The sequence below is a fragment of the Micromonospora sp. ATA51 genome, from assembly GCF_016802855.1.
GTDB classification, from domain to species: Bacteria; Actinomycetota; Actinomycetes; order Mycobacteriales; family Micromonosporaceae; genus Micromonospora; species Micromonospora sicca.
Genome location: NZ_JAEVHJ010000228.1, coordinates 1 through 10983, shown reverse-complemented (window position 1 = coordinate 10983; position 10983 = coordinate 1). Strand labels below are relative to the sequence as shown.

Here is a 10983-nt window from a genome sequence, read left to right as displayed (position 1 = left end):
CGACGCGCACCACTACGGCGGCTCGGGGGTGGGGGTGGGGGCCAGTGTGCTCACGGCGACTCCTCCTCGTCGATGCGACGAGGAGGACCCTAGGAACGGGCGGTTTCCCGGCGGTGCCCGTCGGGGGTCGTTCCGGAAACGGGGATCGCACGTCCGCCCCGGACCGGTGGTGAGCCGGTCAGATCTCCTGGAGGATGCGCAGCGCCCGGCCGACCCGCTGCATGGTCTCGGTGTCGGCCACGTCGACGCACTCGGTGAACCACTTCTTCATCGGTGAGGAGAGCCGGTCGGGCATCACCACCCAGCGGCCCATCGTCACCGCGAGGGGCGAGTCCCGCAGCAGCGACTCGTCGACCACCTCGACGACGATCACGATGGGCACGTCGGTGGAGTTGTAGACGTCGGAGCTGATCACCAGCCCGAGCCGTTCCCGGGCGCCCTCGATGCGCCAGACCTCCCCCCTACGCAGCACGCGGGCGTCCGCCGAAGAGCACGTCGTCGACCAGGGCGACCTCGTGGGCGTCGGCGAGGGCGTCGGACTCCAGATCCAGGCCGGCGCGACCGACGGCGGCGGCGTGCGCGGTGAAGACCTCGCGCAGCGCCTTCTCCCGGGCGGCCTGGTCCATCCAGGCGGAGAGCGACAGCCCCTCCCGCTTGGCGAACCGGCGCGCCTCCTCGATCGTCTCGTCGGAGAACGAGAGTGTCACCTTGGCAGTCATGCCGGAGAGATTACCGGCTGGTATGACCGCTGGTCATCCCGGTCGGCGCCCCTCGGCCGGGGACGCCAGAACGCCCACCACCGACATTCCCGGCGAATCGCCGCCGGGCACGTCAGCGTATCCGGAGCCGGCTCCGGATAGCAACGAGGCATCCACGCGGTCAGGCCGCCCGGCCGCCGAACACGGCGAAGCGCCACTCCTTGAAGAAGCAGTCCACGTCGACCAGCCCCGCCTCGGCCAGCCAGCCGCACTGGTCGGCCACCGTGGCCGGCCGGTCGTGCCGCATCCGCTCCCGGGCGGCGGCGATCTCCTCGGCGTCCGAGCCCAGCTCCGTGATCCGCGCGGTCCAGACCTCGTCGTAGCGGCGGTCGAGAGCCGGCGTCGGGCCGGCCACCTGCTCGGCGTTGACGAACACCCCGCCGGGGACGAGCGCCGCCGCGACCCGGCGGTAGAGGGCCCGCTTGTCGGCGTCGGCCAGGTGGTGGATGGCGAGCGCGGAGACCACGGCGTCGTACCGGCCGGGCGGCAGCGGGTCGGCCAGGTCCGCCCGGACCACCCGGTGCGACACGCCCCGGGCGCGGAGCTGGTCGGTGGCGACGGCGAGCATCGCGGGCGCGGCGTCGACCAGGGTCAGCCGGACCTCCGGCACGGCGGCGGAGAGGAGCAGGGAGAGCAGGCCGCTGCCCGCGCCCAGGTCCAGCACCTCCGGGGTACGTCCCGCCGCCAGCGCCGCCCGCAGCGGCGGGGCGGCGACCTCGACGGCGGTCCCGTAGAAGGCGTCGAAGCAGGGCACCAGCCGTCGCCGGGCCTCGTCGTACGTCCCCGCCACGGCGTCGAACGCGTCCGCCACGGTCATCCGGTCTCCCAAGATGCAGGATTTTTGTCTCACATTCTAAACCCGGAGGTCCGGCCCGGTGACCCCGTGCGGTGTGAGGCGCTCTTGACAGGACCGAAACAGAAGGGACCCGGACCGGAAACCGCCCGGCGGCACGCTTTGCCGACATGACAGACGGTGCACGGGTGGCGACGCGACCGGGGGCGACATCCCGGGAGGCGGCCACCCACTGCCCGTACTGCGCGCTCCAGTGCGGGATGACGCTGCGCGAGACCGACGGGCGGACCGAGGTGCTCCCCCGGCAGTTCCCCACCAATCGCGGCGGGCTCTGCCAGAAGGGCTGGACCGCCGCCGAACTGCTGGACCACCCCGAACGGCTCACCACCCCCCTGGTGCGCGACCCGGTTACCGGCGAGCAGCGCCCGGCGAGCTGGGACGAGGCGCTGGACCGGGTCGCCGCCGGCATCCGCACCGTCCAGAGCGGACACGGCCGGGACGCCGTCGCGGTCTTCGGCGGCGGCGGGCTGACCAACGAGAAGGCGTACGCGCTCGGCAAGTTCGCCCGGGTGGCGCTGCGGACCCGGCACATCGACTACAACGGCCGCTGGTGCATGTCCTCCGCGGCGGCCGCCGGCATCCGGGCGTTCGGCGTCGACCGGGGACTCCCCTTCCCCCTCGAAGACCTCGCCCGGGCGGAGACCCTGCTGCTGGTCGGCGCCAACCCGGCGGAGACCATGCCGCCGCTGCTGCGCCACCTCACCGACCAGCGGCAACGCGGCGGGCGGCTGATCGTGATCGACCCCCGGGTGACCGCGACCGCCCGCCAGGCCGACCTGCACCTGCAACCGCTCCCCGGCACCGACCTGGCGGTCGCCAACGCGCTGCTGCACATCGCGCTCACCGAGGGCTGGCTCGACCGCGAGTACCTGGCCACCCGCACCACCGGCTTCGACGCCGTCCGCCGCACGGTGGCCGGCTACTGGCCGGCGGAGGTGGAACGGCTCTCCGGGGTGCCGGTGGCCGACCTGGAGGCGACCGCCCGGGCGCTCGCCACCGCCGGCAGCGCGATCATCCTCACCGCCCGGGGCGCCGAGCAGCACGCCAAGGGCGTCGACACCGTCACCGCCTTCGTCAACCTGGCGCTCGCCCTCGGCCTGCCCGGCCGCCCCGGCTCCGGGTACGGCTGCCTCACCGGGCAGGGCAACGGCCAGGGCGGCCGCGAGCACGGGCAGAAGGCCGACCAGCTCCCCGGCTACCGGAAGATCGACGACCCGGCGGCCCGGGCGCACGTGGCGGGGGTCTGGGGCGTACCGGCCGACGACCTGCCCGGGCCGGGGGTGCCGGCGTACCGGCTGCTGGACTCGCTCGGCACGGCCGACGGCCCCAGGGCGCTGCTGGTCTTCGGCTCCAACCCGGTGGTGTCGGCGCCCCGGGCGGCCCGGATCGAGTCCCGGCTGCGCGACCTGGACCTGCTGGTCGTCGCCGACTTCCTGCGCTCGGAGACGGCCGCCCTGGCCGACGTGGTGCTGCCGGTCGCGCAGTGGGCCGAGGAGGACGGCACGATGACCAACCTGGAGGGCCGGGTGCTCCGCCGCCGCGCGCTGCGCGAACCGCCCCCCGGCGTCCGCACCGACCTGGCGGTCCTCGCCGGCCTCGCCACCCGGCTCGACGCACCGGTCGACTTCCCGACCGACCCGCGGACGGTCTTCACCGAGCTGCGGCGGGCCTCGGCCGGCGGGCCGGCGGACTACGCCGGCGTGACCTGGGACCGGATCGACGCCGCGAGCGGCGTCTTCTGGCCCTGCCCCGACCCGGACGGCCCGGACACCCCCCGGCTCTTCGCCGACCGGTTCCCCACCCCGGACGGGCGGGCCCGGTTCCACCCGGTGACCCACCGGCCGGCCGCCGAGGAGGTCTGCGCCGACTACCCGCTGCACTTCACCACCGGGCGGGTGCTGGCCCAGTACCAGTCCGGCACCCAGACCCGGCGGGTCGCCGCGCTGCGCCGGGCCGCACCCGGCGCCTTCGTCGAGCTGCACCCGGACCTGGCCGCCCGGCTCGGCGTCACCGACGGCGAGGAGGTGCGGGTCGTCTCCCGCCGGGGCGAGCTGCGCGCCCCCGCCCGGGTCAGCCCCACGATCCGGCCGGACACCGTCTTCGCGCCGTTCCACTGGGCCGGCGCCGCCCGCGCCAACTCGGTCACCAACGACGCGGTCGATCCGGTCTCCGGGATGCCCGAATTCAAGATCTGCGCCGTCCGCGTCGAAAGGGTCGAGTCGTGAGTCAGCGGGTGGTCGTCGTCGGGTACGGGATGGCCGGGTCCCGGCTCGCCGCCGAGGTGCACGCCCGGGGCGGGGACCACAAGGTCACCGTGCTCGGGGCGGAGCCGCACCGGGCGTACAACCGGATCATGCTCTCCACCCTGCTGGCCGGGAAGATCGCCGAGCCGGAGGTGGAGCTGGCCGAGGTCGCCGGGCAGGGCGTGGACGTGCGGACCGGAGTGGCGGTCACCGCGATCGACCGGGCCGCCCGCGAGGTGCACACCGACGACGGCGACCGGTACGGCTACGACCACCTGGTCCTCGCCACCGGCAGCCGGGCCCTGGTGCCGCCGCTGCCCGGCCTCGACCCGCTGCCCGAGCGGGTGGTGCCGTTCCGCACGCTGGACGACTGCCGGCGCATCCTCGCCGCCGCCGAGGGCGCCCGGAGCGCCCTGGTGCTCGGCGGCGGCCTGCTCGGGCTGGAGGCGGCCCGCGGGCTCACCGCCCGGGGGCTGGACGTGACGGTGGTGCACCCCATGGGCCACCTGATGGAACGGCAGCTCGACCCGACCGCCGGCGCGGTGCTCGTCGGCACCCTCGCCGGACTCGGCGTGCGCACCGTGCTGGCGGTGTCGGCGACCGGGGTGGCCGCGGACGCCGACGGAGTCCGCCTCGACCTCGCCGACGGCCGGTCCCTCACCGCCGACCTGCTGGTCCTCTCCTGCGGGGTACGCCCCGACACCGCCCTCGCCGCCGCGGCCGGACTGACCGTCGAGCGCGGCGTGGTGGTGGACGACCGGATGCGGACCAGCGACCGGCGGATCTCGGCGATCGGCGACTGCGCCCAGCACGACGGCGCGCTGACCGGACTGGTCGCCCCGGCCTGGGCGCAGGCCCGGGTGGTGGCGCAGGTGCTGGCCGGGGACGACCCGCTGGCCCGCTACCGGCCCCGGCCGGTGGTGACCCGGCTCAAGGCCGCCGGCATCGACCTGGCCGCGATGGGCGACGCCACCGACGGCCCGGGGACCGGCGAGCCGGTGGAGGAACTGACCTTCGCCGACCCGGCCCGGGGGACGTACGCCCGGCTGCGGATCCGCGACGAGCGGCTGACCGGGGCGATCCTGCTCGGCGACAACCCGGCGGTCGGCACCGTGGTGCAGCTGTTCGACCGGGGCGCCCCGGTGCCGGCGGACCGCCGGTCGCTGCTGCTCGGCCGGGCCTTCGGCGCGGTGCCGGCCGCGCCCGCCGCGTCCCCCGCGCTGATGCCGGACGTGGCCACGGTCTGCCAGTGCAACGACGTCAGCAAGGGGGCGCTGGTGGCCTGCTGGCGGTCCGGTGCCCGGACGGTCGACGCGCTGTCCGGGGCGACCCGGGCCGGCACCGGCTGCGGCGGCTGCCGGGACGCCCTCGCCGGCATCGTCGACTGGCTCGCCGGCGCCGAACCGGCGGAGGTGACGGGATGGGACCGCGAGGCGATGGAGGTGACGCGATGAGTGGCGGCGATCTGGTCGTCATCGGCAACGGCATGGTGGGGCAGCGCTTCGTCGAGGCGCTGCGCGCCCGGGACCACGACCGGCGCTGGCGGGTGACGGTGCTCGCCGAGGAGCCTCGGCCCGCGTACGACCGGGTGCGGCTCTCGGCCTTCTTCGACGGGGTGAGCGCCGAGGAGTTGAACCTGCACACCCCCGACGACGGCGTGACGCTGCGCCTCGGCGAGCCGGCCACCGGGGTCGACCGGGCGCGGCGGGTGGTGACCACGGCGGCCGGCGAGCATCCGTACGACGCGCTGGTGCTGGCCACCGGGTCGTCCGCCTTCGTGCCGCCGGTCGACGGCACGGACCTGCCGGGGGTCTTCGTCTACCGGACGCTGGACGACCTGGCGGCGATCCGGGCGCACGCCGCGGGGCGGCGGACCGGCGCGGTGATCGGCGGCGGCCTGCTCGGCCTGGAGGCGGCGAACGCGCTGCGGCTGCTCGGCCTGGCGACCAGCGTCGTCGAGTTCGCGCCCCGGCTGATGCCGGTCCAGGTGGACGAGGCGGGCGGCGCGATGCTCCGCCGCTACGTCGAGGAGCTGGGCGTCACCACCCATCTCGGGGTGGCCACCACCGCGCTCCGCCCCGGCCCGGACGGCGCGGTCGCGGCGCTGGAGCTCTCCGACGGCGGCACGGTCGACGCCGACCTGGTCGTCGTCGCCGCCGGCATCCGGCCCCGCGACGAGCTGGCCCGGACGGCCGGGCTGGCGGTCGGCCCGCGCGGCGGGGTGCTGGTCGACGCGACGTGCCGGACGGAGGACGAGTGGATCTGGGCGGTGGGCGAGTGCGCCGCCGTGGACGGCACCTGCCACGGCCTGGTCGCCCCCGGGTACGCGACGGCGGAGGTGGTCGCCGACCGGCTGCTGGGCGGGGCGGCCACCTTCCCCGGGGCGGACACCGCCACCAAGCTCAAGCTGCTGGGCGTGGACGTGGCGTCGTTCGGCGACGCGCACGGCACCACCCCGGGCTGCCTCGACGTCACCTTCACCGACCCGGCCACCCGGTCGTACGCGAAGCTGGTCCTCTCCGACGACGCGCGGACGCTGCTCGGCGGCGTGCTGGTCGGGGACGCGACCGCCTACCCGACGCTGCGGGCCAGCGTCGGCGGGCCGCTGCCCGCTCCCCCGCTGGCGCTGCTGGCCCCGGCCGGCGAGACCGGCGGCGGGGTGGCCGCGCTGCCCGGCGCGGCGCAGGTCTGCTCCTGCAACGCGGTGACCCGCGAGCAGATCGACGCGGCGATCGCCGACGGCTGCGCGGACGTGCCCGCGCTGAAGGCGTGCACCCGGGCCGGCACGAGCTGCGGCTCCTGCGTACCGATGCTGAAGCAGCTCCTCGACGCGGCCGGGGTGCAGCAGTCGACGGCCCTCTGCGAGCACTTCGACGCCAGCCGGCAGGAGCTGTTCGAGATCGTCCAGGTGCGGGGCATCCGCACCTTCTCGCAGCTCATCGCCGAGCACGGGCGGGGGCGCGGCTGCGACATCTGCAAGCCGGTGGTGGCCTCGATCCTCGCCTCGTTGGGCACCGGGCACGTGCTCGACGGCGAGCAGGCGTCGTTGCAGGACACCAACGACCACTTCCTGGCCAACCTGCAACGCGACGGCAGCTACTCGGTGGTGCCCCGGATCCCCGGCGGCGAGATCACCCCGGAGAAGCTCATCGTGATCGGCGAGGTGGCCCGGGACTTCGGGCTCTACACGAAGATCACCGGTGGTCAGCGGATCGACCTGTTCGGGGCCCGGGTCGACCAGCTGCCGCAGATCTGGCGCCGGCTGGTCGACGCCGGCTTCGAGTCCGGCCACGCGTACGGCAAGGCGCTGCGCACGGTGAAGTCCTGCGTCGGCGAGACCTGGTGCCGGTACGGGGTGCAGGACTCGGTCGGGCTGGCCATCGCCCTGGAGCTGCGCTACCGGGGCCTGCGTGCCCCGCACAAGATCAAGTCGGCGGTCTCCGGCTGCGCCCGGGAGTGCGCCGAGGCGCGCAGCAAGGACTTCGGGATCATCGCCACCGAGACCGGCTGGAACCTCTACGTCGGCGGCAACGGCGGCTTCCGGCCCCGGCACGCCGACCTCTTCGCCACTGACCTATCCACAGAAGCGCTGATTCCGCTGATCGATAGATTCCTGATGTATTACATCCGCACCGCCGACCGGCTGCAACGCACCGCAGCCTGGATCGAGGCGATGGAGGGCGGCCTCGACCACCTGCGCGCGGTCATCGTGGACGACTCCCTCGGGCTCTGCGCCGACCTCGACGCGGCGATGGCCCGGCACGTGGCGTCCTACTCCGACGAGTGGCGGGACGTCCTCGACGACCCGGACCGGCTGCGCCGGTTCACCTCCTTCGTCAACGCCCCGGACGTGCCCGACCCGTCCATCACCTTCGCCGTGGAACGCGGCCAACCCGTACCGGCGCGCGGGGCCCCGCCGGCGGCCGGCGCGGACCGCCGCCGCCAGCCGGTCGCGCTCGGCCTTCCGGAGGTACGCCGATGAACCCGACGAGCACGCTGGACTGGACGGCGGTCTGCCCGCTCGACCGGCTGGACCCCGACCGGGGTGTCGCCGCGCTGGTCGACGGCGTGCAGGTGGCGCTCTTCCGCACCGGCGGCGAACTGTACGCGGTCGACAACCTCGACCCGGTCGGCGGCGCGTACGTGATGTCCCGGGGCATCGTGGGCAGCCGCGGCGGCGTGCCGACGCTCGCCTCCCCGCTGCACAAGCAGGTCTACGACCTGCGGACCGGGCGTTGCCTGGACCTGCCGGAGGTGACGCTGCGGCGGCACCGGGCGCGCTGCCGGGACGGGATGGTCGAGGTGCGGTTGCGACAGGAGGAGTGATGGCCGACGAACTGGCCGGCTTCACGATCGGGGTCACCGCGGACCGGCGGCGGGACGAGTTGGCCGCGCTGCTCCAGCGGCGGGGCGCCCGGGTGGTGCTCGCCCCGGCACTGCGGATCGTGCCGCTGGCCGACGACACCGACCTGCGCGAGGCCACCCGGGCCTGCCTCGACCGGCCGCCGGACATCCTGATGGCGAACACCGGCATCGGGATGCGCGGCTGGCTGGAGGCGGCCGAGGGCTGGGGGCTGGCCGAACCGCTGCGCTCGGTGCTCGCCGAGTCGTACGTGGTGGCCCGCGGGCCCAAGGCGCGCGGCGCGATCCGGGCCGCCGGCCTGCACGACCAGTGGTCGCCGGCCTCGGAGAGCTGCGAGGAGGTGGTGGAGCACCTGCGCCGGCGCGGCGTGGCCGGGCAGGTCATCGCCATGCAGCTGCACGGCGACCGGCAGCCGGAGTGCACCGCCGCGCTGGAGGATGCCGGGGCCACGGTGATCGAGGTGCCGGTCTACCGGTGGGCCGCGCCGACCGACCCGGCGCCGCTGCACCGGCTGATCGACCTGGTCGCCAACCGGCTGGTGGACGCGGTCACGTTCACCTCGGCCCCGGCGGCGGAGGCCCTGCTGCGGGCCGCCGGGGACCGGACCGAGACGGTGCTGGAGGCGCTCCGCGGTGACGTGCTGGCCGGCTGCGTCGGCGCGGTCACCGCGGAGCCGCTGGTCCGGCGGGGGGTGCCGGTGAGCGCGCCGAGCCGGGCCCGGCTCGGCGCGCTGGTCCGCACGATCGTCGACGAGCTGCCGCGCCGGACGGTCACCGTGAAGGCCGCCGGTCACCTGCTCACCCTGCGCGGGCACGCGGCCGTGGTCGACGGGGAACTGCGCCCGCTGGCCCCGGCCCCGATGGCGGTGCTGCGGGCGCTGGCCCGGACCCCGGGCCGGGTGCTGCCGCGGGCCGCCCTGCTGCGGGCGCTCCCCCGGGGCGCCGACGAGCACGCGGTGGAGATGGCCGTGGCCCGGCTGCGGGCCGGCCTGCGCGCCCCGCGCGTGGTGCAGACCGTCGTCAAGCGCGGCTACCGGCTCCGGGTCGACTGAGCCGGGACACCCGGGGGGACTCAGCCCACTGGAGTCGGGAAGCCGCGGCCGTGCTCGGCCTGGAGGCGGAGCATGGCGTGCTCGACGACCGTCACCAGCACCTGCTTGACCGACTCCCGCTGCCGCGCGTCGCACATCACCAGCGGCACGTCCGGCGGGATGGCCAGCGCCTCGCGGACCTCCTCCACCTCGTACTGCGGCGCGCCGTCGAACCGGTTCAGCGCCACCACGTACGGCAGATTGCGGTTCTCGAAGTAGTCCAGCGGGGCGAAGGCGTCGGTGATCCGCCGGGTGTCGACGAGCACCGCCGCACCCACCGCCCCCCGGATGATCTCGTCCCACATGAACCAGAAGCGGGTCTGGCCCGGCGTGCCGAAGAGGTAGAGGATCAGGTCCTCGGCCATGGTGATCCGGCCGAAGTCCATGGCGACCGTGGTGGTCTCCTTGCCGGGCACCTTCGACGGATCGTCGATGCCCACCCCGGCGGCCGTCATCAACGCCTCGGTGGTCAGCGGAGTGATCTCGGAGATCGCTCCGACCAGGGTCGTCTTGCCCACGCCGAAGCCACCCGCGACCACGATCTTCGCGGAGATGATCTCCCGGCTGCGGCGCGCCCCGGCGGGGTCATAGTTCGCGAAGTCCACTTAGCACCCTTCCAAGCAGGTTCATCCGCTCCTCGAATCCCTCGGCGGGAGCGGCGGTGTGTAGCGTCAGCAGGCCCTCGGCCACCAGGTCGGCGACCAGCACCCGGGCGACACCCAGCGGCATCCGGGTGTACGCGGCGATCTCCGCCAGTGACTGCGCCCGGCCCTCGCAGACCGACGCGATGCGGTACTTGTCGTGCCCGGCGAACCGCGCCTCGGCCACCTGGGTGGCAGTGCAGGACAGCACCGCCTCCAGGGCGATGTTCTGCAGCGGCTCGGTACGGCCCCGGGTGACCGCGTACGGCCGCACCAGCGCGCCGCGCGGGTCCCGCCGTGGTTCCATATCGCCATCACCTCCCTCCGTACGGAGCCGGGTCGGCTCCGGATCACCTGGTCACGCGGGTTCCGGTCAGGACCGCACGGCGTCCCGGGGCAGCGGCACCAGGGCCGCACCCACCCGCTCCACCAGCAGCGCCATCTCGTAGCCCACCTGCCCGACGTCGCAGCTGCGCGCCGCGAGCACCGCCATCGACGAGCCGTCACTGATCGACATCAGGAACAGGTATCCGCTGTCCATCTCGATCACGGTCTGGAGCACGCCGCCCGCGCTGAACATCCGCGCCGCGCCCTCGGTCAGGCTCACCACGCCGGAGGTGATCGCGGCGAGCTGGTCCGCCCGGTCCCCGGGCAGATCCCGGGAGGAGGCGAGCAGCAGCCCGTCCGCGGACACCGCCACCACGTGGGCGATGCCCGCCACGCTGTCGGCGAAGTTGGTGAGCAGCCAACCCATGTCCTGCATGGCCGCTGGCCTGTTCATCGGTTCGTCTCCTTGATCGAGGTGCTGTTCAGGTCCGCGCCGGCCGTCCGACCCCGCTGCACACCGCGGTGGTAGGCCGACAGCAGGCCGCGTACTTCATCGGGCGTGCGCCGGCTCTGGGACCGGCCCCCCTTCGGCTCGATGCCGCCGGGGACACGGCGTCTCCTTCGACCTGAAGGCCGGCGAGACGCTGGGCGTGGTGGGCGAGTCGGGCTGCGGCAAGTCGACGCTGAGCCGGGTCCTGATGAACCTGG

The 10983-nt window shown here is 74.9% G+C and carries 11 protein-coding genes and 1 pseudogene; 6 read left to right on the top strand and 6 right to left on the bottom strand.

The features are described from left to right. Positions 1 to 178 precede the first annotated feature (178 nt). The 3 genes from JNW87_RS27210 to JNW87_RS27200 form a co-directional block, all read right to left on the bottom strand. Entirely contained in the window at positions 179 to 472 is a 294-nt protein-coding gene (locus JNW87_RS27210) for a hypothetical protein (protein WP_109800413.1), read from the bottom strand. Next, entirely contained in the window at positions 462 to 719 is a 258-nt protein-coding gene (locus JNW87_RS27205; RefSeq protein WP_109800412.1) for a DUF6364 family protein, read from the bottom strand. Before JNW87_RS27205 ends, JNW87_RS27210 begins: the two co-directional genes overlap by 11 nt. Before the next feature lie 160 nt (positions 720 to 879). Next, on the bottom strand, positions 880 to 1575 hold the full coding sequence (locus JNW87_RS27200) for a class I SAM-dependent methyltransferase (RefSeq protein WP_109800411.1): 696 nt from the start codon (positions 1573 to 1575) through the stop codon (positions 880 to 882). A 146-nt stretch (positions 1576 to 1721) separates the two neighbouring features. On the opposite strand from JNW87_RS27200, the gene JNW87_RS27195 reads away from it, so the two are divergent. From JNW87_RS27195 to JNW87_RS27175, 5 genes are read left to right on the top strand one after another with little or no spacing between them, the layout of a single operon-like run. Further along, entirely contained in the window at positions 1722 to 3836 is a 2115-nt protein-coding gene (locus tag JNW87_RS27195) for a molybdopterin oxidoreductase family protein (RefSeq protein WP_109800410.1), read from the top strand. After that, on the top strand, positions 3833 to 5308 hold the full coding sequence (locus tag JNW87_RS27190; RefSeq protein WP_238454660.1) for an FAD-dependent oxidoreductase: 1476 nt from the start codon (positions 3833 to 3835) through the stop codon (positions 5306 to 5308). Before JNW87_RS27195 ends, JNW87_RS27190 begins: the two co-directional genes overlap by 4 nt. Then, entirely contained in the window at positions 5305 to 7836 is a 2532-nt protein-coding gene (gene nirB / locus JNW87_RS27185; RefSeq protein ID WP_109800408.1) for a nitrite reductase large subunit NirB, read from the top strand. The genes JNW87_RS27190 and nirB overlap by 4 nt, the downstream gene beginning before the upstream one ends. Further along, a complete protein-coding gene (gene nirD, locus JNW87_RS27180) occupies positions 7833 to 8180 on the top strand; it encodes a nitrite reductase small subunit NirD (protein ID WP_109800407.1) in 348 nt (115 codons plus the stop codon). The genes nirB and nirD overlap by 4 nt, the downstream gene beginning before the upstream one ends. Then, complete coding sequence (locus JNW87_RS27175) at positions 8180 to 9268, top strand: uroporphyrinogen-III synthase (protein ID WP_109800406.1); 1089 nt, start codon at positions 8180 to 8182, stop codon at positions 9266 to 9268. The genes nirD and JNW87_RS27175 overlap by 1 nt, the downstream gene beginning before the upstream one ends. 20 nt (positions 9269 to 9288) lie before the next feature. Here the strand turns inward: JNW87_RS27175 and JNW87_RS27170 are convergent, their stop codons facing one another. From JNW87_RS27170 to JNW87_RS27160, 3 genes are all read right to left on the bottom strand, one after another. After that, positions 9289 to 9912, bottom strand: coding sequence for an ATP/GTP-binding protein (locus JNW87_RS27170; RefSeq protein WP_109800405.1), 624 nt, complete (start codon positions 9910 to 9912; stop codon positions 9289 to 9291). Beyond that, positions 9893 to 10255 carry a DUF742 domain-containing protein gene (locus tag JNW87_RS27165; RefSeq protein WP_109800404.1) on the bottom strand — a complete coding sequence of 121 codons (363 nt, stop codon included), beginning with the start codon at positions 10253 to 10255 and terminating at the stop codon, positions 9893 to 9895. The genes JNW87_RS27170 and JNW87_RS27165 overlap by 20 nt, the downstream gene beginning before the upstream one ends. A 66-nt stretch (positions 10256 to 10321) precedes the next feature. Beyond that, positions 10322 to 10729: a roadblock/LC7 domain-containing protein gene (locus JNW87_RS27160; RefSeq protein ID WP_007465177.1), complete on the bottom strand. Its 408-nt coding sequence runs from the start codon at positions 10727 to 10729 to the stop codon at positions 10322 to 10324. Between the two features lie 157 nt (positions 10730 to 10886). Here JNW87_RS27160 and JNW87_RS27155 point away from each other — a divergent pair. Further along, positions 10887 to 10983: pseudogene (locus tag JNW87_RS27155) on the top strand (ATP-binding cassette domain-containing protein); the annotation flags it as partial.

What these genes read in the sequence shown, in the direction of transcription:
- JNW87_RS27160 (WP_007465177.1), bottom strand. Translation starts at nt 10,729, where the DNA reads ATGAACAGGCCAGCGGCCATGCAGGACATGGGTTGGCTGCTCACCAAC.
- JNW87_RS27175 (WP_109800406.1), top strand. Translation starts at nt 8,180, where the DNA reads ATGGCCGACGAACTGGCCGGCTTCACGATCGGGGTCACCGCGGACCGG.
- nirB (WP_109800408.1), top strand. Translation starts at nt 5,305, where the DNA reads ATGAGTGGCGGCGATCTGGTCGTCATCGGCAACGGCATGGTGGGGCAG.
- JNW87_RS27205 (WP_109800412.1), bottom strand. Translation starts at nt 719, where the DNA reads ATGACTGCCAAGGTGACACTCTCGTTCTCCGACGAGACGATCGAGGAG.
- JNW87_RS27195 (WP_109800410.1), top strand. Translation starts at nt 1,722, where the DNA reads ATGACAGACGGTGCACGGGTGGCGACGCGACCGGGGGCGACATCCCGG.
- JNW87_RS27165 (WP_109800404.1), bottom strand. Translation starts at nt 10,255, where the DNA reads ATGGAACCACGGCGGGACCCGCGCGGCGCGCTGGTGCGGCCGTACGCG.
- JNW87_RS27200 (WP_109800411.1), bottom strand. Translation starts at nt 1,575, where the DNA reads ATGACCGTGGCGGACGCGTTCGACGCCGTGGCGGGGACGTACGACGAG.
- nirD (WP_109800407.1), top strand. Translation starts at nt 7,833, where the DNA reads ATGAACCCGACGAGCACGCTGGACTGGACGGCGGTCTGCCCGCTCGAC.